Annotated in this window: 24 protein-coding genes; 18 read left to right on the forward strand and 6 right to left on the reverse strand. The window is 36.8% G+C overall.

Annotated features, from left to right (window positions below; translation table 11 throughout):
* Window positions 1-95 precede the first annotated feature (95 nt).
* Window positions 96-3,290, reverse strand: a complete 3,195-nt coding sequence (locus DUT69_RS02590) for a TonB-dependent receptor (RefSeq protein ID WP_113651570.1) — start codon at window positions 3,288-3,290, stop codon at window positions 96-98.
* Window positions 3,291-3,548: 258 nt separating this feature from the next.
* Between DUT69_RS02590 and DUT69_RS02595 the strand changes: the two genes are divergently transcribed.
* The 11 genes from DUT69_RS02595 to DUT69_RS02645 all read left to right on the forward strand — a co-directional run bounded on the left by DUT69_RS02595 (window position 3,549) and on the right by DUT69_RS02645 (window position 12,215).
* Complete coding sequence (locus DUT69_RS02595; protein WP_113651571.1) at window positions 3,549-3,986, forward strand: cytochrome B; 438 nt, start codon at window positions 3,549-3,551, stop codon at window positions 3,984-3,986.
* Between the two features lie 381 nt (window positions 3,987-4,367).
* Window positions 4,368-5,765, forward strand: a complete 1,398-nt coding sequence (locus DUT69_RS02600; RefSeq protein ID WP_113651572.1) for an anthranilate synthase component I family protein — start codon at window positions 4,368-4,370, stop codon at window positions 5,763-5,765.
* A 69-nt stretch (window positions 5,766-5,834) separates the two neighbouring features.
* Entirely contained in the window at window positions 5,835-6,419 is a 585-nt protein-coding gene (locus DUT69_RS02605) for an anthranilate synthase component II (RefSeq protein WP_113651573.1), read from the forward strand.
* A 75-nt stretch (window positions 6,420-6,494) separates the two neighbouring features.
* Window positions 6,495-7,277 (forward strand): indole-3-glycerol phosphate synthase TrpC, encoded by a 783-nt coding sequence (trpC, locus tag DUT69_RS02610; protein WP_113651574.1) that lies wholly within the window; start codon window positions 6,495-6,497, stop codon window positions 7,275-7,277.
* 148 nt (window positions 7,278-7,425) lie between these two features.
* Window positions 7,426-7,812, forward strand: a complete 387-nt coding sequence (locus tag DUT69_RS02615) for an MmpS family transport accessory protein (protein ID WP_113651575.1) — start codon at window positions 7,426-7,428, stop codon at window positions 7,810-7,812.
* 266 nt (window positions 7,813-8,078) lie between these two features.
* Complete coding sequence (gene hflX / locus DUT69_RS02620) at window positions 8,079-9,272, forward strand: GTPase HflX (RefSeq protein WP_113651576.1); 1,194 nt, start codon at window positions 8,079-8,081, stop codon at window positions 9,270-9,272.
* Window positions 9,273-9,335: 63 nt separating this feature from the next.
* On the forward strand, window positions 9,336-9,719 hold the full coding sequence (gene rbfA / locus DUT69_RS02625; protein WP_113651577.1) for a 30S ribosome-binding factor RbfA: 384 nt from the start codon (window positions 9,336-9,338) through the stop codon (window positions 9,717-9,719).
* The gene (gene trhA, locus DUT69_RS02630) at window positions 9,712-10,350 is read left to right on the forward strand and encodes a PAQR family membrane homeostasis protein TrhA (RefSeq protein ID WP_113651578.1); all 639 of its coding nucleotides are present in this window, start codon (window positions 9,712-9,714) and stop codon (window positions 10,348-10,350) included. Before rbfA ends, trhA begins: the two co-directional genes overlap by 8 nt.
* A gap of 76 nt (window positions 10,351-10,426) precedes the next feature.
* Window positions 10,427-11,143, forward strand: coding sequence for a peptidoglycan DD-metalloendopeptidase family protein (locus tag DUT69_RS02635; RefSeq protein ID WP_113651579.1), 717 nt, complete (start codon window positions 10,427-10,429; stop codon window positions 11,141-11,143).
* An 8-nt stretch (window positions 11,144-11,151) separates the two neighbouring features.
* The gene (locus tag DUT69_RS02640; RefSeq protein WP_113651580.1) at window positions 11,152-11,805 is read left to right on the forward strand and encodes a TonB family protein; all 654 of its coding nucleotides are present in this window, start codon (window positions 11,152-11,154) and stop codon (window positions 11,803-11,805) included.
* Window positions 11,805-12,215: a hypothetical protein gene (locus DUT69_RS02645; RefSeq protein ID WP_113651581.1), complete on the forward strand. Its 411-nt coding sequence runs from the start codon at window positions 11,805-11,807 to the stop codon at window positions 12,213-12,215. The genes DUT69_RS02640 and DUT69_RS02645 overlap by 1 nt, the downstream gene beginning before the upstream one ends.
* Here DUT69_RS02645 and DUT69_RS02650 read toward each other — a convergent pair.
* The gene (locus DUT69_RS02650) at window positions 12,199-13,068 is read right to left on the reverse strand and encodes a diacylglycerol/lipid kinase family protein (RefSeq protein ID WP_240186640.1); all 870 of its coding nucleotides are present in this window, start codon (window positions 13,066-13,068) and stop codon (window positions 12,199-12,201) included. The two genes, DUT69_RS02645 and DUT69_RS02650, sit on opposite strands and share 17 nt — an antisense overlap.
* 51 nt (window positions 13,069-13,119) lie before the next feature.
* On the opposite strand from DUT69_RS02650, the gene DUT69_RS02655 reads away from it, so the two are divergent.
* Entirely contained in the window at window positions 13,120-14,115 is a 996-nt protein-coding gene (locus DUT69_RS02655) for an App1 family protein (RefSeq protein ID WP_240186641.1), read from the forward strand.
* Between the two features lie 5 nt (window positions 14,116-14,120).
* Window positions 14,121-14,522 carry an META domain-containing protein gene (locus DUT69_RS02660; RefSeq protein WP_113651584.1) on the forward strand — a complete coding sequence of 134 codons (402 nt, stop codon included), beginning with the start codon at window positions 14,121-14,123 and terminating at the stop codon, window positions 14,520-14,522.
* A 333-nt stretch (window positions 14,523-14,855) separates the two neighbouring features.
* Here DUT69_RS02660 and DUT69_RS02665 read toward each other — a convergent pair whose 3' ends face one another.
* Window positions 14,856-15,224: a YccF domain-containing protein gene (locus DUT69_RS02665; RefSeq protein ID WP_113651585.1), complete on the reverse strand. Its 369-nt coding sequence runs from the start codon at window positions 15,222-15,224 to the stop codon at window positions 14,856-14,858.
* A gap of 107 nt (window positions 15,225-15,331) precedes the next feature.
* Between DUT69_RS02665 and DUT69_RS02670 the strand changes: the two genes are divergently transcribed.
* Window positions 15,332-15,688, forward strand: a complete 357-nt coding sequence (locus tag DUT69_RS02670; RefSeq protein WP_113651586.1) for a hypothetical protein — start codon at window positions 15,332-15,334, stop codon at window positions 15,686-15,688.
* A gap of 56 nt (window positions 15,689-15,744) precedes the next feature.
* Entirely contained in the window at window positions 15,745-16,377 is a 633-nt protein-coding gene (aat, locus tag DUT69_RS02675) for a leucyl/phenylalanyl-tRNA--protein transferase (protein ID WP_113651587.1), read from the forward strand.
* 62 nt (window positions 16,378-16,439) lie between these two features.
* On the opposite strand, the gene DUT69_RS02680 is transcribed toward aat, so the two are convergent.
* Complete coding sequence (locus DUT69_RS02680) at window positions 16,440-19,337, reverse strand: DEAD/DEAH box helicase (RefSeq protein ID WP_113651588.1); 2,898 nt, start codon at window positions 19,335-19,337, stop codon at window positions 16,440-16,442.
* Window positions 19,338-19,699: 362 nt separating this feature from the next.
* Between DUT69_RS02680 and DUT69_RS02685 the strand changes: the two genes are divergently transcribed.
* A complete protein-coding gene (locus DUT69_RS02685; RefSeq protein WP_113651589.1) occupies window positions 19,700-20,341 on the forward strand; it encodes a GIN domain-containing protein in 642 nt (213 codons plus the stop codon).
* 117 nt (window positions 20,342-20,458) lie between these two features.
* Here DUT69_RS02685 and amaB read toward each other — a convergent pair whose 3' ends face one another.
* Complete coding sequence (gene amaB / locus DUT69_RS02690; RefSeq protein ID WP_113651590.1) at window positions 20,459-22,000, reverse strand: L-piperidine-6-carboxylate dehydrogenase; 1,542 nt, start codon at window positions 21,998-22,000, stop codon at window positions 20,459-20,461.
* 275 nt (window positions 22,001-22,275) lie between these two features.
* Entirely contained in the window at window positions 22,276-22,737 is a 462-nt protein-coding gene (locus DUT69_RS02695) for a nuclear transport factor 2 family protein (RefSeq protein ID WP_113651591.1), read from the reverse strand.
* A 238-nt stretch (window positions 22,738-22,975) separates the two neighbouring features.
* On the opposite strand from DUT69_RS02695, the gene DUT69_RS02700 reads away from it, so the two are divergent.
* Window positions 22,976-24,379 carry a tetratricopeptide repeat protein gene (locus tag DUT69_RS02700; RefSeq protein WP_113651592.1) on the forward strand — a complete coding sequence of 468 codons (1,404 nt, stop codon included), beginning with the start codon at window positions 22,976-22,978 and terminating at the stop codon, window positions 24,377-24,379.
* Between the two features lie 67 nt (window positions 24,380-24,446).
* The gene (locus DUT69_RS02705; protein ID WP_113651593.1) at window positions 24,447-25,208 is read left to right on the forward strand and encodes a phosphosulfolactate synthase; all 762 of its coding nucleotides are present in this window, start codon (window positions 24,447-24,449) and stop codon (window positions 25,206-25,208) included.
* The last annotated feature ends 67 nt before the right edge of the window (window positions 25,209-25,275 follow it).

Below are 25,275 nucleotides of genomic sequence, written 5' to 3' on the forward strand. Positions count from 1 at the left end.
GGGTAATGGCGAAAGCAAATTAACCAAACTTATTTAACGCAAAAACGGCTACCCATAATTAAATGAATAGCCGTTTTTGTAATGTAACTAAATACTTAGAATCCGTAACGCAATCCAACTTGAATCTGCCATGGATTTCCTGATGGATTTACCACTCCAGCATTATTTACACGATAGTTAAATTGTCTGTTGGTAGTATCGTAGTTTGGTACAACTAATGCAGGATTTGCATTTGGTACACCTAATCCGTAAAGCGCTTGCGTGCCTAAGGTTTCGGTTACGCCCCATTTCTTGCTCAGCAAGTTTGCGAAGTTAAATACATCGGCAGAAATTTCGATATTATGTCTTTTGTTGAAGTTAAACTTTTTGCTTACTCTTAAATCAACCTGACCAAAGAAATTGTTGATACCGCCATTACGCTCAGCAAAAGTTCCTTCATATTTCAAGATGTAATCTTTAACGCTTTGGCTAACGTTAGGGTTATCTAACAATGCTTGTAAGCCTGTACGTATACGCTCTGGTACATTTGGGTTGTTTCTGTCGAACACGTACGCTAAATCGTTTGTTGCAACAAAATCACCGTTGTTGTTAGCTCCAGATAATAAGCTATATCTGGTACCACCCATACCTGAATATTTGAAACCGATTTTTACACCGTAAAATGTTGGTAATGTTCCATAAATAACTACTTTATGACGGAACTGACCATTTGAATAGTTGATATTACTTAGGTCACGAGGATCATCAACTACTGGTAAAGAAAGTGTTGCAGAGTTTGCTACGTTACCATTAAATGAAGTGTTGTCTTTTGTGTCGTTCCAAGTGTAACTTGCAGAGATTTCACCATCTCTAAAATATTGCCAAGTACCATCCACTACTACTGCAAACTGGTTTACTTTACCCTTGCTGTTTAATTCTAACACACGACCAAACTGGTTGGTTAAACGACCTGTTTTCCAATCGGCTACGCCATTTGAACCAATAGCCGGTACAAATACACCTCTGTTTCCTTCATTTGCTAAAGTAAAATAAGGATTAGCAGCCATGTTTCTGTCTACGTACATGTAGTTATTGCGAGCTAGCGTTGCGTAACCTGTAATACCGACACGTAATTTCTCGTTAATTAACTTGCTGTAAGATAAGTTGGCTTTGTAAACTACCGGAATCTTTGCGTCTTCTGCGTAAGTATTAATGGTAGGAACTTGCAATGCTGGTAAAGATGGTGTTGCTACAGTTCCATTTCTATAACCAATAAAATCTGGAGTAGGAACATTAGCGCCCGTAACATCAAGTGTTGCAAAATGTTTACCATCAAAAGTTAAGTTATTAATGGTTACATAATTGTTTACATCAGAACCAAAAATACCTGCTCCGAAACGTAAATAATCTGTGTTTTTCTCGTTAATATTCCAATCAAATTGGATACGAGGTTGTAATACCAATTGACTTAGCTCGTGGTCTGTTCTTACCCCAATTGCGTTAAATAACTCTTGGTTAAGTGGCGATTTTGGATAACTGCTATAATCTAAACGTAAACCACCGGTAAAGTCTAAACCAGTAGCCAGCTTGGTTTGCATTTGTCCGTAAACAGCTGTATTCCAAATGTTGGCTCTTACACTTGGGTCTTCCATCAAAGGAACTTCCCTGTAATATAAATTGGGAATTAGGTTATTGAAGTTCTGCAAAGCTGTTTGTACATTGTTAGCGGTTGCCGTACCAGAGTTTGTAAATTCAAATCTTCCATTTACTTCACTACCATATAATGATAAAGCATTGGTGTACATCGCATCAAAACCAAAAGTATATTTGATTTTGTCGGTATTGTAGTAGAAATTGTTAACTAATTGCAATACGTTATTGGTAAAAGTCTCTTGCCCAAAACGGTGACCACCAATTTGCATAGCTGTACTACCTGTGCCACCATTTGTAAAGTTTGATACTACGTTTCTAACAATAGCTCTCGGCAACGCTGCAGGTAACAAGTCGTTTTGTGTACTCGCTTGGTAAGTGTACAAATGTTGTAATTTCAACTCGTTGGTAATTTTACTGCTAATCGTCGAACGCAACGTTGCTAACAAACTATTGTCAACGTTTTTATCGTTACCATAACTCTCAAAAAAGTTAATAGCTGTGTTATCTGCTAAACCAAGCGGGTTTCTGTCGTTGGTGTAATTGTTACGAACGGTTAATAAGTTCTTTTCATCTATTTGCCAATCTAAACGAGCAAATGCAGCGTCAGAGCCTCTTTTCTTATCGAATGATCCGTACTGATCTGTGTTAGACACACCGTATTTTGTACGAGCAATGCTTAAAAATTCTCCTAGTGTAGCATTTGTTGTATTAAATCTCGCTTCGTCAGCTGGCGATTGAATGTCGGCAATAATTAACGGACGAGCATCTCTTTGATGATCCCAACCTACAAAATAATGCAATTTGTCCTTAATAATTGGACCACCCAATGTAAAACCATATTGGCTTGTAGAGAAATCATTTTGACGTTTATTGCCTCTAATATCGTTAGGGCTTGATAACCAATCTGCACGCGTGTAGCCGAATGCGCTACCCGTGATTTCGTTTGTACCAGCTTTGGTTACTGCACTAATTGTACCACCGCCGGCTCTGCCTAAAGTAACATCGTATTGGTTAGTTACTACTTTAAATTCGCGAACAGTTTCAATAGAGATTGAATATGGAGCACCACTTCTGCTGGTAGTTGAACCTGCTGAAGTTGGGTTTTTTGCGGTCATACCATCTATGGTAAAATTGGTAGATGAACCTAATTGACCAGAAATTCCTCCGCCATTGCTCAGTGGAGATAAATCTGTTAAACTAGAAAAGTTACGACCGTTAATCGGTAACTGGTTCATTGTTTTAGATGAAACCTCTGTAGAGGCGCCAAATTGTTGCGACTTGTTTTTTAACCCGTTTCCATTAATTTCAACTGCCATTAAAGTCTGCGCACTTTCAGTCATTTTAATATTTACCTTGGCTACATCGCCTAAGTTTAGGTTATAGCCAGAGCGAGTTTGCTCTCCAAAGCCAATAAATGTTGCTTTAATAGTGTAAGGGCCACCTAAAGGAAGCTCTTTGAATGTAAATGCGCCTTGGGTGTTAGTTCCGGTTTTAGTCGTAAAACCCGTAGACTCATTTCTAACCGAAATAGCCACGCCTGGCAATGGTTTGTTTTGTTCGTCGGTTACTACACCCGAAATAGAAGCTTGTGTTGTTTGAGCAAACAGCTCAGCACTGCTAACAAGCAATAGGATAAAAAAAAGTAATCGTTTAATCATGATTAGGGAATTTGTTTTGCTGCAAATGTCCCTTTCGGAAATTAAGTTGAATGTAGTTTTGGGTTATTAAATTGTAAAGTAATTACACATAAAAATAGGTTTAGTAATTGTTTTAGTATGCTGTATTTCAGTTTTTTAACTATGTTAGGTGTATGTTAATTTATGTGTATTAAGAAAGAATATAAATAACGAGGGGCTTCAAACAAGCTGTTATATAAATTCAATTATTTCTTATTTTTGAAAATAAAAAGCATTAACATGTACGATATTTTAAAAAGCGCTCACTCAGGTTGGAGATACCTGGTTTTTGTATTACTAATTGTTGCAGTTTTAGCCGCACTGCAAGGTTGGTTTGGTAAAAAGGCCTATACAGACGGTAACAAAAGATTGAACTTGTTTACTTTAATTAGTGCGCATATTCAACTGCTAATGGGGCTAGTGTTATATTTTCTAAGTCCGCTTACAAAAGGCCCAATGGGCGATGCGCTTTACCGTTATTGGAAAGTAGAGCACATTAGTATGATGATTATTGCTATTGTATTAATTACAGTAGGTAACTCAAAATCTAAAAAAGTTGATGCGGCGGTGTCTAAACATAAAGCTATTGCGATATTTTTTGGCTTAGCCTTGGTAATTGTGGTTGCTGCTATCTTTATGATGACTAAATCAGATCCATCAAAATCATTTTTTGGATAGGAGTTTAGGTAAATAATTTTACAAAAAGATTTTGCATAAGGTTGGTTTATCACCAGCCTTTTTTGTTATATAAAGCCGAGTTTTGAAAAAGGCAATAAAAATTTCAAAATATTTTGATTATTTAACTTTTTGTATATTTTTGTCATCCAATGATTAACAATAACATTCATACTTGGCAATGGCGTGGTAATTCTACAAAGAGTTATGCCGGAACCTTGTGCACATTATAGTTTATCAACCTAAACCTTAAACCACATTTAAAAACCCGACGTAACCACACGCCGGGTTTTTTGTTATAATTTAATTCGTCGTTGCGAGGCACGAAGCAATCTTAAAGCCAGATTCTTCTACTACGCTCAGGATGATAAAAGAAAAAAGAAAATGTACAACATACAATCACATACCAAAAAAAGATTAGCAGATACCACCACGCCTGTAAGCATTTACTTACGTCTTCGTGATGTTTTTCCGAATACTATTTTGCTAGAAAGCTCTGATTACCATAGTAGAGAAAATGCAACCAGTTATGTTTGTGCCGAACCAGTTGCTGGCATTTTGTTACAAGACGGTGTATTGAGCACTTATTTCCCTGACGGTACGAAAGAAACTAAAACAACATTTAATCTTACAGCAGAAATTACCGCTTTTAAAGCCCGTTTTAATCCTACTAACCAAACACAAGAAAAACATATCTCTAAAGGATTGTTTGGCTACTTTACTTGGAATGCCGTACAACACTTCGAGGATATAACTTTTACTTCGGCTACGCCGGATGATGAAAAGATTCCCGTAATGCAATACCACGTTTATCGCTACATTATAGCAATAGACCATTTTAAGAACGAAGTAACATTGGTTAAAAACTCGTTTAATGATGATGAAGATGCAGATTTAGAAAAGATGGAATATCTTATCCAGAACAAAAACTTCCCAGAATATAACTTTAGCTTAAATGGTGATGAAACCTCTAACTTAACCGACCAAGGGTTTATGGACATGGTAGAGCAACTGAAAAAGCACATTTACAGAGGTGATGTATTTCAAATTGTACCGTCGAGAGCTTTTAAACAAGGTTTTTTAGGCGATGAATTTAACGTATATCGTTGTCTTCGTTCTATAAACCCTTCGCCATACCTGTTTTATTTCGATTACGGCAACTTCAAATTGTTCGGTTCATCGCCAGAAGCGCAAATTACAATTAGCAAAAACGTAGCTAATATTTTCCCAATTGCGGGTACATTTAAGCGTACTGGAAACGATGAGGAGGACGCGGCGCTAGCAAAAAAATTAGAACAAGATCCTAAAGAAAGTGCAGAACATGTAATGCTCGTGGATTTGGCCAGAAATGATTTGAGCAGGCATTGTAGTGATGTTGAGGTGAAGTCTTTCAAGGAAGTTCAATATTATTCGCATCTCATTCATTTGGTTTCAAAGGTTAGCGGTAAGCTACAGAAAGATGTAAGTTCTTTTAAAATTGTTGCAGATACTTATCCCGCCGGAACTTTGAGCGGTGCGCCTAAATATAAAGCCATGCAATTAATTGATAAATATGAGCAACTGGGCCGTAATTTTTACGCAGGGGCGATAGGGTATATGGGCTTTAACGACGATTTTAATCATGCAATTATGATTAGAACTTTCATGAGCAAAAACAATGAGTTGCATTACAGAGCGGGAGCCGGAATTGTAGCGGATTCTGTAGCGGTAAATGAATTAAACGAAGTGAACAATAAAATAGCGGCCTTGCGTAAAGCGGTGGCAATGGCTCAAGAAATATAAATTCGTTGTCCGTTTTTCGTCGTTCGTTTAACGACAGACGAAAAACGACAGACGAGAAATAAATACATAATGAATAAAGAAAATAAAAATGCCGTTTTAGTAATAGATAACTACGATAGTTTTACCTATAATTTGGTGCATTTAATAAATGAATTAGGTTACGAGGCAGAGGTTTGGAGAAACGATAAGTTCGCTATCGAAGATGTAAACCAATTCGATAAAATACTGCTTTCTCCAGGACCTGGAATACCTGAGGAAGCCGGATTGTTATTAGAAGTAATTAAAACGTATGCACCAACCAAAAGCATTATGGGCGTATGTTTAGGTCAGCAGGCAATTGCCGAGGTATTTGGCGGAACTTTGCTTAATTTGGGCAGGCCAATGCATGGAATTGCTACGCCTATTAGTGTTATAGATGAAAATGATTTAACTTTTGCCAATTGCGAACAACCAATTGCAGTGGGCAGGTACCATTCTTGGGTAGTAAATCCGGCAGATTTGCCAGATTGTTTAACTGTTACGGCTGTAGATGGAGATGGGCAAATTATGGCATTAAAGCACAAAACACTTGATGTGCGTGGCGTACAGTTTCATCCAGAAAGTGTACTTACGCCAAGTGGCAAACAAATGATGAAAAATTGGTTAGAAAAATAGTCTTGTCACTCGGCGTGTAGCGAAGAATCTGCAAAATAGATCTCTTTAAAGTAGGAATGACAGCAAAAAAAGAAAATGAACGTACTAGATAAAATCGTAAGCCGTAAAATAGAAGAAGTTGCCGAGGCAAAACAAAAAATTTCAGTCGCAGAGTTAGCATTGAGCGAAAGTTTTAGCCTGAAACCTTTGGTGTTTAAAGATTTTCTGTTAGATGAAAACCGCACTGGAATTATAGCCGAATTTAAAAGACGGTCGCCTTCCAAAGGTTTAATTAATGGCGTTGTTACGGTTGAAGAAGTGACGCAAGCCTATAGTATGGCGGGTGCCTCTGCTTTGTCTGTACTAACTGATAAGGATTTTTTTGGTGGAGAGCCTATTGATTTGTTAAAAGCAAGGGCGGTAAACCAGATTCCGATTTTACGAAAGGATTTTATTATAGACGAGTATCAGATTTTAGAAGCAAAATCTTGGGGTGCAGATATCATCTTATTAATAGCTTCTATTCTAACTCCAATGCAAATTGCAGATTTTGGTAAGCTGGCGCAAAGTTTAGGCTTAAATGTATTGTTAGAAGTTCATGATTTAGCAGAGTTAGAAAGAAGTGTTTGCCCGCATTTAAACGCGATTGGGGTAAACAACAGAAACCTTGGCGATTTTACGGTAAACATTCAAACTTCTTTTGATTTGGCAGATAAGATACCAAATGATTTTTTGAAAATTTCTGAAAGTGCGATAGATAACCCGACTGTGATTAAAGAACTAAGAGCTGTTGGTTATAATGGATTTTTAATAGGGGAGAACTTTATGAAAACTCCTAACCCAGGCTCGGCCATAAAAGAATTTGTATCGCAACTTTAATCTTAATAATGAAGTGCTTAAAATAGATATAGTGCTGTAAAGCGCCAAATTATTGAAATTTAAGGTGTTTTACTCCAAATAGTTTTACTGTTGGCATAGTGTTTGTTTTTCGTTTGACGAAAATTACATTAACCTTTAAGTAAAAATTATGAAAAAAATTGCGAAATTCCTTTCCGTATCTCTTGCTGTTTTAGCTGTAACTGTTCTGTTCTCTTGTAAAAAAGACGATGATAAAAAATCTTCTTACGAAGTAGAATACAAAGTGTCTATATCGTCTGGTTCTTTAAGTACTATTGTTTATACAAACAACCAAGGCGATCAATCTACCCTAACTAGTATTGAAGGTACAAGCTGGAGTAGTGGTAAAATTACCGTGCCATCTAACGTTCAAGTGGTAGGTTTTGGTGCTAACGCAACTTCAGCAGCAGATCCTAATGCTAAAATGACTCTTCAGATTATTGTAGATGGAGAAGTGAAAAAAGAAAATACGTCTACAGGAACAGTGATGAGTTTAACCTCTACTTATCAGTTCTAATCAAAATAATAATTGTGTAAAAGGCTGTCTATAACTAGGCAGCCTTTTTTATGCAATTTGTTTGGCAACCTTAATACTTGCAAAAGCTTTGCAAACCAAACCTGATGGTAGTGGGCACGAGTGTAACGAGTAAAACGGACAGCAGGACCAGGCTTAAATATTTGTAGGGCATTGCTTTTCAGAAAAAAGCAAACTTTAATTTATACGTAAGGTTTTATATGTACAAAAGCAAACGCAATTAGATTTTGTATCTTTGTAAATAACAAATGGGAAAACAGAAAACTTATGATACTGCCCAGAAACAAGAACGTGCTGTACTTGTAGGGGTGGTTACGCCTGGCGAAAAGCCAGAACAAACTAAAGAATACCTTGATGAATTGGCATTTTTAGTTGATACTGCCGGCGGAAAGGTAGAGAAATTTTTTACGCAAAAGATGTTAAAGCCAGATAGGGCTACTTTTGTGGGGACAGGAAAATTAGAGGAAATTAAAGCTTATGTAAAGGCTGAGGAAATTGACATTGTGGTGTTTGATGATGAATTATCGCCATCGCAGTTACGTAATATTGAACGAGAACTACAGGTTAAAATTTTAGATAGGAGTAATTTAATATTAGATATTTTTGCCGGTAGAGCGCAAACTGCACAGGCTAAAACACAAGTAGAGTTAGCGCAATTACAATATCTTTTACCACGTTTAACCAGAATGTGGACGCACTTGGAGCGACAAAAAGGTGGTATTGGTATGCGTGGTCCGGGCGAGTCGCAGATTGAGAGTGATAGAAGGATGATTTTGGAAAAAATTACGCTACTAAAAGAACGCTTAAAACTGATTGATAGACAAAATGAAACGCAACGTAAAAATAGGGGTGCGCTAATTCGTGTTGCTTTGGTGGGTTATACCAACGTTGGTAAATCTACCATCATGAATATGCTTTCTAAGTCTGATGTTTTTGCAGAAAACAAGTTGTTTGCAACCTTAGATACTACAGTTAGAAAAGTAGTGATTGAGAATTTGCCTTTTTTACTTTCGGATACAGTTGGATTTATCAGAAAATTGCCTCACCATTTGGTAGAGTGTTTTAAATCTACGCTTGATGAAGTTAGGGAAGCTGATATTTTAATACATGTTGTAGATGTTTCGCATCCTAATTTCGAAGATCAGATACATACGGTTAACGAAACATTGAACGATTTAGGTGCGAGGGATAAGGACACCATTATGATTTTTAATAAGATTGATGCCTATGTTACACCAGAAGCCGATGAATATAACGAAGAAGACGTAGCACCTTTAACCTTGGCAGATTTTAAGAAAAGTTGGATGGCGCATCACAATGCTCCGGCTATTTTTATATCCGCTACGCGTAAAGAAAATGTAGAGGAATTTAAAGAATTACTTTACGAAAAGGTTAAAAATATACACGTTACGCGGTTTCCGTACGACAAGTTGTTGTACTAAAAAAATTAAATTAATAGCTTGAAATTGTCCTTAGGTAAAATGAGGATAACAACAGAATAAATTATGGAAAGTAAAAGACAACAGAAGTTTGCCGGAATGCTGCAGGAAGAATTGGCATCCATCTTTCAGAGAGAGGGCGCAGCATATTTGCCAAATACCCTGGTTACCATTACTAAAGTTCGCGTATCGCCAGATTTGGCGGTGGCAAAAGTATATTTAAGCTTTTTGAACACAAACAATACCGGCTTATCTGTAGCTACAGTAAACTCGCATAGTAGCGAGATTAGATACAAACTAGGTTCACGTATTCGCCATCAGGCAAGGGTTGTACCCACATTAACTTTTTTTGTTGACGATACAAACGAGTATGTGGAGCACATGGATAAAATTTTTGATAAAATAGCCAAAGAACGTAAGGATACCGACGAAGAAACTGAAAATGGCTAGGTATATAAGAGAACCCGGAAACTTTTTTACACATGTAATTCCGGCTATATTGGCCGTTCCGGGTTTATACCTTTTACTGCAAAAAGCCAACGATTTTTATGGTTACGCCGCCGCTGGTATTTACGGTATTGGCGTATTGGTATTGTTTAGTGTTAGTGCAACTTACCACAGTGTACCTAAAACAGAATATGGCATTAGATTTTGGCAAAAGTTTGATCATTGCTGTATTTATTTAATGATTGCCGGCTCTTTTACGCCAACTACCCTGCTCATTTTTGATGGCTGGTTACGTTGGGCATTGTTCGGGTTAATATGGGGTGTTGCCATTATTGGCTGTTTACTTAAAATTTTTAATAGGTTAAAAAACCAAGCAATCTCCACCGGATTATACATTGCCATGGGCTGTATGGTAATCCCATTTTTAAAACAGATTTTAAATGTTTTACCAATTAGCGCAATTGTTTGGCTTATCTTAGGCGGTGTTTTTTATGTCGGTGGCACCTATTACTATGCTAAAGACAAACCACTGAACAAATTTTTTCATAGCCATGAGTTATGGCATGTGTTTGTAAACTTTGGTGCGCTTGCTCATTTTATTTATAATTACGTTTACGTTTTTAATGCTAGGTAAATCCTGGTTATGCAGAGTGATGCATCTAACACAAACACTAAAGTAAAATAGCAAATTATAAAACCAATATTTTAGAATGAACGCCCTACAAAAACTACAAGCCTTTTTTGCTAACCCATTAAATAAAATCGAAAAAGTAGTTGATTTTGATCCAGTTGCTGATAAACTTTTACCCCTGGATTTTACGGCTAACAACACTGAATTAACGGATGAAATTTTGGGAGATACCGAAGTGTTCTCTGAATGGGTTGACGAAAAAATAAGCAACAGTGGGGCTCGCTACGGAATTGGCGGATACAACGAGCATAGAACAATTTATAGTAGAAGCCAGCATTTTGATACTTTAGAAGAGCCGAGAAGATTACATTTAGGCGTTGATATTTGGGGGCCGGCAGAAACGCCAATTTATAATTTCTACGAAGCAACCGTTCATAGCTTTAAATTCAACGATAGTTTTGGCGATTATGGGGCAACCATTATTCTTAAATATGACTTAGATGGTGTAATAGTTCACGGACTTTATGGACATTTAAGCTTGGCATCCTTAAACGGTTTATCGGTTGGTATGCTTATCCCGGCAGGGAAACAATTTGCTGCGTTTGGCGTTAAAGAAGAGAACGGATATTGGCCACCTCATTTGCATTTTCAGCTTATGTTTAATATGCAAGGTTTAGCAGGCGACTACCCGGGAGTGTGTCAATTCTCGAATAAGGAAAATTATTTGAGAAATTGTCCAGATCCGGCATTAGTGTTGGCACATACTTTTAAATCGGCTTTGCCAAAAAATGCGTAAATTTAATTATGTATAAAATTTTAACAGCTTTGTTCATGTTCTTCTCGCTTTCAGGCTTGGCGCAACAACCTACCTTAAAAGGTGGCTTGGCATCGTTCGTTAAAATAAATACCATTTACCCAAAATATTCACTTGCAAATTGTATTCAGGGTACTGTTAATATAGGCTTTAAATTAAATGCCAAAGGCGAAGTTTATGCATCGTCTGTGAAAAAAGGTATAGGCACGGATTTAGATGATGAAGCGTTGCGATTAATTAGAATGAGCAGTAAAAAATGGGATGTTCCGACAAGTCATGATACCACTTCTCTATTGGTTGTGCCGATAAATTTTGCATTAAATAGTCAGGATTGCAACAGTACAAGCGTTAGAGATATAGCGCTTGCTATCAAGAATTACAAAGACGAAGAGGAGTTGATTAAGGTGATAAAAAATTTCTACCAGAATAAGGAGAAAGGTATAGCAAAAGCTGAAGATGAGCCGAGAATTACGCGTATAAAAACCGACTTAGGTATTGATGATGAATACTTGGAAAGCCGCATAAATGCAGGTTTGAAAAAAATTAAACAAGGCGATAAACAAGGTGCTTGCGAGGATTTTAACTTTGTAAAATATATGGGTTCTGGCAAAGCCAATGATTTACTCTCCAAACACTGTAATTAATGCGCATACTCTTACGTTCATTTGCTTTTTTAGACCTTATTTCTTTAGTTTTTTTGGGAATGCAGTTGGTTAACATTGCGCAATATTATAGTAACCTGCAATTACAGTCTGAGAAGTTGCAAGCTGTACTAATGTTTCCGATGTTTTTCTTGGTTTTGTTTAGCGCTATTTTGCTTTTTAAGGTAAAAAAATTAGGCTTCATTCTTTACTACATTCAGTTCCCTTTTAGACTTTACTTATGGGTTTTTAGTTTGGGCTTCATTACTTTGTTACCCGAAGCTTTCGGTTTGTTCCAAGATTTTTGGTTTGATGCTTTACTAAAATTATGTTTTGTAGGCGAATTTGTTAGGCTGTTTTTAACTGTTAGAGCACATTTGAGCTTTCAAAAACCGCTTAATAAATCATATTGATTGCCTTTGTAACAATTTTTGCCTCTACACTTTTCACCTTGCCCAAATACTCGCCATCTACCTGAAAATGCACTTTATGTTTGGTGGTTATTTTTAAGGCGTCAGTTTGAAAAATTTCTATTTTCTTAGGGTTCCAGGGAAGTTTGCTCAGCCAGATTTTTATTATTTCCATCACTGCATAATCCTTTACCACAATAATCTCAAACAATTCATCGTCTAATTTACCATCCGGATTAATTTTGAAACCTGTGCCATACTCTGTGGCATTTGCAATGGCAACCATTGCCGCTTTTTGTTTAATCTGTTTTCCGTTTATGCTAAACTCAACGCTCATTTTACGGTGGTACCAGAACGCATGCCAAGCCGCTTTTGCGTAAGTCCACATGCCACGTTCGGGTAGTTCATCAAACTTTTTAACCAGATAGGCATTAAAACCAATATCCGCCAAATGTATACACAATTCGTTGTTTATTAATGTAACATGAATTTGTTTGGGCTTAGCTGTTGTAGCAACAATTAGCGCTTCTGTAATATCTAACGGAATGCCAAGTTCTTTTGCCATACCATTTGCAGAACCGGCTGGAATAATTCCAACGGGTGTTTCAGTTTGCAGTACACATTCGGCAACTAATTTTAAAGTTCCATCGCCGCCAACGGCAATAACACGATCTGCCTTTGCGCCTAAAATTTTTTCCTTTAATGTGGAGATTTCACACTTTTTAGGCAATTCAAATATTTCTATTTTTTCTTCTCTATCCCTAAAAAAGTTTTCTATTTCATCCGTAAAACTTATTTTGTTGCTTCCAGAACCTGGGTTAACAACAAAAAGTAGTTTAAGCTTTTCTGTTTCCACGATTTTTATATTTCATCATACAAACAACTATTGTTTAACTCTGTTTTAAATATGATGAGTAAAACTGCAAGCGTAAAAGTTTACCACGGTTACGGCCATACTAATAATTTGGTACTGTATGGGCATGCATTTAAATTCAAAGCCAAAACCACACAAAATTTTAGTAATAACTTATTGGTAAACATTGTGCATTTATTCAAATTGTTTGTGGTAAAGCCTTATGCGTTTGCTAATGTTAAACTAGAATTTGAAGGGCAAATAGTAGAAACAAGAGCTGCTTACGATGGCTTTTTTAAATTTGAATGGAAAGCGCTAAAAGATGTAAAAGCAGGCTGGCACAAGGTAAGGGTAAGTGTTTTGGACGAAAATAAAAGAGAGGTTTTAGCCGAGGGCAAAGGCGCTGTCTTTGTTCCGCACATAACGCAATATGCTTTCATTTCCGATATCGACGATACGGTAATGATTTCGCACTCGGCCAAATTTGCACGTCGTTTAAGAGAGCTTTTTATCAAAAACCCGCGAACGCGTAAAACCTTTCCATCTGCTAAAACCCATTACCAATTGCTAGCTACGGCACACACCCAGGTTGCGCAGCCAAACCCGTTTTTTTATGTATCGAGTAGCGAATGGAATTTGTACGATTATTTGGTAGAAACGTTTAGGTTTAACCAATTGCCCGAAGGCGCATTTTTGCTAAACCAACTTAAAAGATGGAAGAGTTTATTTATAACTGGGAAAACCGGACATGAAGGTAAATTGATAAGAATTATGCGAATCCTTGATGCTTTTCCTAATCAGAAATTTGTGTTTTTTGGAGACAATTCACAGAAAGATCCTTCTATTTATCATACCATTGCTAAGAAATATGCTAAAAATATTATTGCAATTTATATAAGAAATATTAGACCGAGCCAGGCAGAGGAAACTCGAAAATTATTAGCAGATATCGAACAACATTCTATAAAAACTTGTTTATTTTCGCATAGCGATGAAGCTATCGAACACTCAAAAAAAATTGGCTTAATCTATAGCAACCCTAAAACTTAACTGTTATGAAAAGAATATTCCTTGTTTTAATTGTAGCACTTGCATTGCAATCATGCTCAGAAAAAATTGGTAAAGATGCAGTTGTGAATACCAATTGGGTATTAACCGAATGGCCTGGTGAAACGATGCCTAATACAACTAAAAAGGCAACGCTAAGTTTTGGCGATGCTGACCAAGTTAGTGGGAAATCTTTCTGCAACGGATTTGGAGGTACGGCTAAAATAGAAGGAAGCACCATAAAATTTAGCGAATTAATGGGCACCATGATGTTCTGTGAAGATGTTGGCCAGGCTGAAGGAAAATATACCGCAGGTTTAAAAAACACAGACAGTTTTAAAGTTGTTGGTGGCAAGCTCCAATTATTACAAAACGGCAAATTGCTTATGGTTTTTAGCAAAGCTGAATAGTTAATTCATCAGTATTTTGGTAAAGCATTGGCAGTAGCATTATTATTGCCGGCCGGGCTTTACACTACAATCTTTTTGTAAGCTTCGACCGTGCTCAGCCTAACACAAAAAGGATTTACGTTGCAATCCCGTTTATAAGATACTGTCAGTAGTATTATCGCAGGTTGTTAGGTGCCTAACCGTAAATAGTAGTATCGTATTTAGTTCTATAAACCCGGTTGTAGTGAAAATCTCCCGATTTTTATCGGGAATTGTAACGGAAAACGGGGCTGGTTTTTCCGAAGAATTACTAACGCTGCTTTTAAAATTAATTTTTCAATGTCCAGCAATCAGCTAGCTTATTGATTTGCCAAAGGGAGAAAAAGCAAGGTTCATTAACTTAAAGTGTTGCATGCCAAACGGGATGCCGACAATAGTTATGCAAAATAGCAAGCCAAACACTAGGTGTGTTAGCACAATCCAAATTCCACCAAAAACCAACCAAATAATGTTCATGATGGTTGAAAGGCAACCGGTGTTTGATGAAGTATCGGTAATTTTTACGCCAAATGGAGCTAGGCCAACAATGGCAAACTTAAAACATTGAATCCCGAATGGAATGCCAACTATCGTTAAGCACAAAACCAATCCGCCGAAGATATATTGGAAAAAGATAAAAATCCCACCAAAAATTATCCAAATAATATTACCCAAAAAACTCATCGTTTATAAGAGTAAAATGTTGCTTAAATGTTACATGGAGTAGGTATTTAGCTTTCTATTCATAAAATGATTTTCGTATTTTGCTGTACACACAATGAAACAGAATCATGAAAAAATTATTAATCTTTTCGGCTATCGCCGGATGTTTGGCATTTAGCGAAGCCAAGGCCCAAGTTGTTAATGGGGTACGTTTAAGCGAATTAAAATCAACCTATATTGAAATAGACGAATTTAGGCCACCAAACCGTGGAAAGGTGTTTGTTAGGTTGGAGTACGGGCAAGAGGTAAGAAACGAACGAGACAATGCATTGATTAAAGATGAAAACGGCAGAAATTTGGAGTTTAATTCTTTGGTAGATTGCCTTAATAAAATGCGGAGTTATGGCTATGAATTATTTCAAGCTTACAATCGTAGTAAGGATAAAGGCACTGGAGAAAAGGTTTATGTACTTAAGAAACAGTAGCTAGTTGCAATCCGTCATAAAGCAAATTATTAAGCTGTTTTATTTATAATTGCAACATGGTTTTTAGGTTGCTTGATGATGAAATCATTTTTCCGGATGTTGCTTTGGCAGAACCTGATGGTTTACTTGCCGTTGGGGGAGATTTAAGCTTAGAGCGACTGGTATTGGCTTACCGGAGTGGAATTTTCCCTTGGTACAGCGAAGATGATCCAATCTTGTGGTACGCACCCCATGAACGTTGTGTTATTTATCCCGATAGGATTAAAATAAGCAAAAGCATGTTCGTTTCACTTAAAAAGCAGATTTTTAACGTAACCGTAAATCAAGCGTTTGAGCAGGTGATTACCCATTGTGCAACTACACCAAGATTGGGGCAAGATGGTACTTGGATAACCACCGAAATGCAAAATGCATATATCAATTTGCACAAAAACGGAATTGCGCATAGTATAGAAGTTTGGCAAAATGAAAAATTGGTTGGTGGCTTGTATGGTATAAAAATTGGCAATGTTTTTTGCGGAGAAAGTATGTTTAGTTTAGCAAGCAATGCCTCAAAAACGGCGTTAATTTTCTTGGCGAAAAACTTTGGGTTAGAACTGATTGATTGCCAATTGCCAAATGATCATTTGATGAGTTTAGGTGCAGAAATGATTTCGATGCAGGCGTATTTGGAAGTTTTAAATTCCTAAATCGACGTAAATGATACTTTTTATATTTCGCTTAGCTATAATGCAACGGATCAACTTATGGGTTAATTTAGTAATTCCTTAATATCATCCTTACTAAGCGATTTAAAAAAACTCTCTTCGGTAGTAATTAACGAGTTTGCCAACGATTTTTTTCTGCGTTGCAAAGCCAAAATTTTCTCTTCAACCGTATCTTTAGAAATGAACTTATAGATGAATACTTTTTTGTCTTGTCCAATTCTGTGCGTTCTGTCTATGGCTTGCTGTTCTACAGCTGGGTTCCACCATGGGTCGAGTATAAAAACGTAATCGGCCTGTGTTAAATTTAAACCTACACCGCCGGCTTTTATCGATATTAAGAAAACTTTTAAATCTTTGTTTTCCTGAAACTCTGCAACAATCTCGCCTCTGTTTTTAGTGCCTCCATCTAAATAGGCAAATGGAATGTTTTGCTTTTCGAAACAGTTTTTAAACAGATTTAAATGTTTAACAAATTGAGAGAAAATCAGCACTTTATGCCCACCTTTTAAAACATTGTCTAATGTGTGCATAACGTTTTCGAACTTACCCGAATCGCCCTCGTATTCGTCATCAATCATTGCTGGGTGGTTTGCCAGTTGGCGTAAAGCTGTTAAGCCCTGTAGCAATTGTACTTGAGATTTTGCATAGGTTCCATTTTCCATGTTGTTAAGCAAATCGTTGCGGTAGGCAGATTTAGTTTTTTCGTACGCCGATGCCTGCTCTTCACTCATATCGCAATAAAAAATATGCTCCGTTTTTGGAGGTAATTCTGCTGCTACCTGTTCTTTCGTTCTGCGCAGTACAAAGGGCTTAATAATTGCCTGTAATTTTTTGGCTTTCTCTTCGTCTTTGCGCTTTTCTATGGCTTGTACGTATTCTTCGTTAAAAAAAGCTTGTGTGCCTAACAATCCCGGGTTTAAGAACGTTAGCTGCGTCCATAAATCACCTACCGAATTTTCTACAGGCGTACCACTTAAAACCAATTTATGCCTCGATTTTAACATTCGTACCGCTTTAAAGGATTTAGAAGATGGGTTTTTAATATTCTGACTTTCATCTAATATAATATAGTTGAAATAGAACTTCGCCATCAGCTCTGCGTCTACACGAGTAATGCCATAGGTGGTAATCACCACATCAAATTTATCGAAAAAACTAATGTCCTTATTTCGAAAAGTGCCAGTATGTGCGTGTATCTTTAGTTTTGGGGTAAACTTTTTTGCCTCGTTTAGCCAATTATAAATTAACGAGGTAGGCATAATAATTAGCGAAGTGCTGTGGGTGGCATTCGTTTCATCTTCTTCCTTAAGTTTTTGCAACATAGCCAAGGTTTGTATGGTTTTACCCAAACCCATGTCGTCTGCAAGGCAACCGCCAAAGTTGTACTCTCTTAAAAAGCTAAACCAGTTGTAGCCTGCTTTTTGGTAATGACGTAAATCTCCTTTAAAGTTAACCGGCATTGCGCTGTCTGCAATGTCCTCAAAATCGTTTAAACGCTGTAGTTTTCTATCTAGGGTAACGTTTGCTAAACTATCCTCGGCTAAATCATTTATTAACCCAAGGTGATGTTTTTTTAAACGCAGATTCTTAGTTCCATCGGCAAGGCTAAACAAACTGCTATACTGTGTAAACCATTTTTCTGGAATAATAGCAATATCGCCATCTGGCAAAACAAACTCACGTCGTTTATGCAAAATATGTTGCTTTAACGCGATAAAAGGAATTGGATGAACGCCAAAATAAACGATAGCGTTTATATCAAACCAATCGTTATCGGTTACAATTTCAAAGTCTATTTTATTGGTGCCAAAAACAAAACGTTTGCTACTACTGGCTTGTTCAATTTCGAAACCTAAATCTTGCAACGTTTCTATATGCTCATTTACCCAAGTAATTATGGCATAAGATGGATTATCGTTTTCGCTTAAGTTTGGCAATTCCAAATGATGAAAAAGAGCACTAACTTTTTTCAGCCCTAAACGAATTAAAGCGTTAAATTTTTCCTTTTCCCAGTCGCTATTTCTTTTGATGCGGGTAAAAATATAATTGTCGGCTTCTTTGCTTAACCTAACGGTAACCTTATTGTCGTTGCCCATTACAAAGGCATAACTTCCGTATTTAAAGTAAAGCTGTATTTGAGAGATGCCACCATCAACATAAATAACTTTTGTAACCGGCGTGGCTTCGTGTTTCTCAGTTTTTATGTCGAAGCCTTCTGCGTAAACGTGATGTTTTTCAATCAGCGGTGCTACAAATTTTTCGAAATACGTTTCTTCGGTTGCTTTAGGGATAGCGATGTATCGCTTGTTTAAAAACGGAACAAATTTCTTTCCTTCAATATCACCATCAAAATAATACAACACATCGTTTAACAACATCCAAGCGGGCTGGTTGCAAACTACCTGCGCATCTTTAAACATAAAATCTATTCGTAAACCTTGGTATTTTATTGTTGGAAAATACCTGGTTTCGATCTCGTTTCTTCTAAAATGAAAAAGCACTGTTGCCGGTTCGGTGGCCAAATCAATTTTTCGCTCTGCGGGCCAACCATCTTTATCCATTAAATACAAGCCGTCTTTGGTTTTTAAAACCTCCAAAACTTCGGCCAGTTTCTTTTCTATTTTTGGGCGTACACTTTCGTAAAATTTATCATCGTAAAACTTGCTGAAAAATTCGAAAGGCCTAATGGCTTTTTTATGGTATTTTTTGATGATATAATCCTGCTCGGTATCATCGAGGATTTTTATCAACTTTAGATCGACCTCTGTTAGATGTTTGGCAAATTCTTTAGCAGTATGCGTAAATAAACGTTGGTAGGTTAATGAAAAATCGCCTTGCGGATTTAGCTGAACAATGTGGGGCTCAATTAAATAACCCAAAAACTCATGTTTACATAAGGAATAAACAATTTTGCAGGGTTTGGAGCTATTTACACGTAACATTGAACAAAAACTAAAAGAGAGGCAAGGTAAGTAGGTTAAAAATTTTAAACTTACATCATTTCTTATTCTATTCAAACTCTAAGGCAATATTTATTTAGATTTTTTCTTTGGTCAGTGGTTCGTTAGCACGTTAGTCATTAGTTCAATCCGATAAACTGATGAACCAATGAAATAATTCTCTGGTCGGTTCGTCGAAAAATTACAGGCGTTGGTCGTGAGTTACTTGCTTATGGTCTAAAAGCGCTAGTCGCGGTGCAACCTTTTGCAATTTCTGCGGTCTTATTTACGAAACCTGCCAGCAAGGAGCTTACAGGAAAACAAAAATAAATAACAGATTAACAACAGTTTAAAATATTCAGATCATGAAAAATTCTATCAAAAGTTTATTCGCAGCAACATTAAGTTTAGTAGTTTTAACCAGTTCGGTATTTGCATCTACAGATGTAAAATCTACCAAGGTTACCGAGTTAAAAACCGTTAAAAACATTAACAAAATAATAGTAAATGGAAATGTAGAGGTTTTGCTGGTACAAGCGCCAGACGAAAATGTGAAAGTGTACGACAGTTACTATTCAAAAAACGCATTGGTTCAGCAACAAAATGGCGAGTTGCGTATTAGTTCTTTCCAAAAAGAAACTTTAAAAGTTGCAGTTTACGTACGTAATCTTTCTTCAATAGAAGCTAGTAATAATGCAAGCATTAAAACCTGTGGAAAAGTAAGTTTCTTAAGTTTAGAAGTTACATTAAAAGATGGCGCAACGGCAGATATTGATGCCAACACAATTAACTTAACAACTAAGGTTAAAGACCAAGCTAGCTTAAAATTAAGCGGTACAACTACAGAACATTACGCAGTTTTAAGCGCACAAGCTAAGTTAAACATGGATCGTTTTGTTGCAGACAATGCAAGTGTTAAAACCGAAAACCTAGTTTACGCAAAAGCTGCCGCAGTAAAAAAAGTTACATTACAAGATTTGGTAATGCTTGATGAATTAGCAAAATAATTTTGCAGTCCACTTTTGGGGTTGGTACTTAACCAACCGATAATAAAAAAAGTCCACTAAGAGGTTAGCGGACTTTTTTTATGGTTAAAAATTAATTCCCATTCGGGAATTTGAATGTTATAAATCAAACTTAATTCCTTGAGCTAAAGGCAAAGTATTTGCATAATTTATAGTATTTGTTTGACGGCGCATGTAAGCTTTCCAAGCATCAGAACCGCTTTCTCTGCCACCACCAGTTTCCTTCTCGCCACCAAAGGCACCACCAATTTCTGCACCGGATGTACCAATGTTAACATTGGCAATACCACAATCTGAGCCTTGCGCTGAAAGGAATTGTTCTGCTTCGCGAAGATTTAAGGTCATGATTGCAGACGATAAACCTTGTGGTACGCCGTTTTGCAAGGCAATGGCTTCATCTAATTCTGTGTACTTGATTAAATATAAAATTGGCGCAAAAGTTTCGTGCTGTACAATTTTAAAATCGTTTTTAACCTCGGCAATACAAGGTTTAACATAACAGCCAGAAGTGTAAGCTTCTCCAGCTAAAACACCACCTTCTACAACAAAATTTCCTCCCTCGGCTTTACATTTTTCAATAGAATCTAAATAATTAGCAACTGCATCTTTATCAATTAGTGGTCCAACATGGTTGTTTTGATCTAAAGGATCGCCAATTCTCAATTGTCCATAAGCTTTAACTAATTTAGCCACAAAATTATCGTAAACACTTTCGTGGATAATTAATCTTCGGGTGGTTGTGCAACGCTGACCTGCAGTACCAATGGCGCCAAAAACAGCACCAATTATAGACATGTCTAAATCCGCATCTTTAGAAATAATGATAGCATTGTTCCCGCCTAGTTCTAATAAGCTTTTGCCTAAACGAGCGCCAACTGCTGCGCCAACGGCTTTGCCCATTCTGGTAGATCCAGTTGCCGAAACTAAAGGTACGCGACCGTCGTTGCTCATTAATTCACCAATTGCGCTATCGCCAATAATTAAGTTACAAACACCTTCTGGTACCTCGTTAGCAGTTAGAACATTTTCAATTATATGTTGACAAGCAATTGCCGTTAAAGGCGTTTTTTCTGATGGTTTCCAAATACAAACATTACCACAAACCCAAGCTAAAGCAGTGTTCCAAGCCCAAACGGCAACAGGGAAATTGAATGCAGAAATAATAGCAACAATACCTAGTGGATGCCATTGTTCGTACATGCGATGGTTAGGTCTTTCGCTATGCATGGTTAAACCGTAAAGTTGGCGTGATAAACCTACTGCAAAGTCGCAGATATCGATCATCTCCTGTACTTCACCAAAGCCTTCTTGTAAACTTTTGCCCATCTCGTAAGAAACTAATGTGCCTAAGGCTTCTTTATTTGCTCGCAAAGCTTCGCCAAACTGACGAACCATTTCGCCTCTTTTAGGAGCCGGTACATTTCTCCAGCTAACAAAAGCTTCTTGCGCTTTCGCAACCACAACATCATAGTCGCTCCTTGTAGCCATTTGTACCGATGCAATTTTCTTGCCGTCTACCGGAGAGTGGCTTTCGATAACTTTCTCACCAGCTGTTTTGCCCCATGTAGTTCCAGTGCTGTAAGCGGCGTTCATTTCTTCAATACCTAATTGCTTAAGTACCTCGTTTATATTTGTTTTCATTGGTTTGATTTTTAATGATAAATCGATCCTTACAAAACAACAAAAAATTAAGGAGTAAAGCCAACTATTAAATTTTAGTCTGAACTGGTAGTCTGAAAAAACTCAAATTTACAAAGATGATTATGTGTAATACGTTTCGAAGTTTAGCGTGTTGCTATTTCGCACATTTACACTGATTTTTTATGCACAGAATATGCAAGACTTTTAACAAATCAGCGGGTTTACGCTATTAAGAGGTCTGCGCTATCGGCGATAAGAGTAAGATAATAAAACAGTTAATTACAATTATCTTTCCGCCTCGTATCGATAATGTAAATTATTTTCCAGCCATCATCATCCTTAAAAAGCTGAAATGAGTTTACGCCACAGTGGCTAAATTTATCACCCACGTAGAACTTATAATCAGTCCATACGCTTGCTAAATTAGCGTCGACCAAAATTTTAGTAAAAACAATTCTTTCATCATATTTCTCGGGATGTGGTATCGCAATGCTTTTTATAAAATTGTCTACATTTTCTGTCTTAACTACAAACTTTCCATCCTTACTTTTTGCTATGGTTTGCATGGTGTTTTTACTCCCGAAAGCTTTTCTAATCATTGTAGTGTCGCTGTTTCTCATCCCATCGAAAAGTAGGTTAATGGTTGCTTTAATAGCGTCTTCTTCATTTTTATTTTGCGCAATTGTTACTGTAGTTGTTAACAATAGAAGTAGCAGGGAAATGGTTACGCGTTTCATGACTTGAATTTTACTGATTTTAAATTAAATATATGTTATTTTGCAAACATATAAACAACAAATCCGGCAACGCACTTCGCCTAAAACATTTATCTCACACAATCGTTAAGCATTTAAGATTAGCAAATTAACATTTGCATGTGTGTATGTTGAAAATTAATTTCTTATCTGAACCTTAAAATAGCGTAAACTTAGGGGTATTTTAGATTAATCGGTTTGTTCTTTAAATATTCGACACATGGAAGAAGAATTTGAATTTGGTTTTAATGATGATGCGCAACACTCTGTAGAACGATACGAAGAAATGATTCGTAATCAGGATCAGTATTTTTTTGATGCGCAGGCATTTGAATATATAATTGATAATTATATTGAAAAAAACGATCCGGTTAAAGCACTACAAGTAGTAGAATATGCGGTTAATCAGCACCCTTATGCTGCGGTATTTTTGGTAAAACAAGCACAGTTATTGCTATTTACCGATCAAGTAGACCGAGCTTTTGCTGCTTTAGACAAAGCCGAAATGCTAGAGGCCTCTGAGGCCGATATTTATGTACTGCGTGGTAATATCTACCAGAACTTAGAAAGACACGCAGAGGCTTTAGAGAATTTCGAAAAGGCACTAACCTTAGCCGAAACTACCGACGAAATTTTATTGCAAATGGCATACGTGTACCAAAATATGCACGATTACGAAAATGCAATTGTTTACATCAAGCGTAGCTTAGAGCAAAATATGGAAAACAAAGACGGTTTGTACGAACTGGCTTTTTGTTACGATATTTTAGATAAGCAGGAAGAAAGTATCCAGTTTTACAAAGAGTATATAGACAACGATCCGTATTCGTATGCGGCTTGGTATAATCTGGCAAACTCTTACCATAAAATGGATTTGTTTGAAAAAGCTATCGACGCTTATGATTACGCTATTTTGATAAAAGAGAACTTTGCATCAGCTTACTACAACAAAGGAAATGCTTTGGTGCAGTTAGATAAGTACCAAGAGGCTATTGATGTTTACAGGCAAACTTTCGAGTACGAACCACCAAACGCCGATACGTATTGCGCTATTGGAGAGTGTTACGAAAAGTTGGAGCAAATGGACGAAGCCCGTTCTTGCTATAAAAAATCGGTAAAAATGGATCCAAAAATGGCTGATGCGTGGTTTGGAATTGGCGTAACGCTAAACTCTGAAGAACGTTTTTTTGAGTCGTTGCATTTTTATAAAAAAGCGATAGAGTTAGATGCCGAAAATCCAGATTTTTGGTTTGCTATGGCCGACGCTTATTATAAATTGGGTCAGATAGAAGAGTCTGTAGAGGCGTATTATAAAGTATTGGAATATAATCCTTTGGATATTGAAGCATGGCTAGATTTTTCTACGGTACTTTACGAGCAAGGGAAATTATTGGAGGCTTCAGAAACAATGGCCGAGGCTATTAAAAATAATCCTGATGCGGCAGAACTTTACTACAGAATGGTGGCTTATTTATTTGCACTAGGGCAAACTAATGATGCTTTGGCTTATTTAGAAACAGCCTTGGTAACAGACCCAGAGAAACACCATATCTTGTTTGAGTATTTGCCACAGTTGCAAGACAATGGATTAATAATTGAAGTAATTAACAAATACCTTAAATAGGTTTTAACATAATATTAACCAGTTTTATTTTAAAAAATAGCAGAGTTTTTTAACCTTTGCAACCAATATGAATTATAAATTAAATAATATTCCAGAACGTCCGGTTAAACCACGCAATAGTGGCTTAACAATGGTGATGGATAAAGGCTTGAGCCTTAGGCAGGTTGAAGATTTTATTGATGTTGCTGGCGTACATACAGATATTGTTAAATTAGGTTGGGCTACATCTTACGTTACGCCTAACCTAAAAGAAAAATTAGCACTTTACCGTAGCGCAGGCATTCCAACTTATTTTGGAGGTACTTTATTTGAGGCTTTTGCCATTCGTAATCAGTTTGATGATTACCGTAGAGTTTTAGAAGAATTCGGTATGGAGTATGCGGAAGTTTCTGATGGTTCTATGGATATCGAACACGATCAAAAATGCGAATATATTCGTAAGCTTTCTGAGCAAGTAACCGTAATTTCGGAAGTGGGCTCTAAAGATGCAGCTAAAATTTTTGCACCTTATAAATGGATTGCTTTAATGAAAGCCGAAATTGAAGCTGGTTCTTGGAAAGTGATTGCAGAAGCCCGTGAAGGTGGTAATGTAGGTATTTATCGCGGAACTGGAGAAGTTAGAGAAGGTTTGGTTGACGAGATTTTAACTCAAATTCCTGAAGAAACCATTATTTGGGAAGCGCCTCAAAAAGAGCAACAAGTGTGGTTTATTAAACTAATTGGTACAAACGTAAACTTAGGTAATATTGCACCAGCAGAAGTTATTCCTTTAGAAACTATTCGTTTAGGTTTAAGAGGCGATACTTTCGACTACTTTTTAAATAAATAATTTTTTTGAGAACAATGCACCGTACGCTTTGTTAATGGTGTTTTGGGCATAACATTCATTGCCGTCT

The organism is Pedobacter namyangjuensis (assembly GCF_003313325.1).
In the GTDB taxonomy this organism is placed as follows: domain Bacteria; phylum Bacteroidota; class Bacteroidia; order Sphingobacteriales; family Sphingobacteriaceae; genus Pedobacter; species Pedobacter namyangjuensis.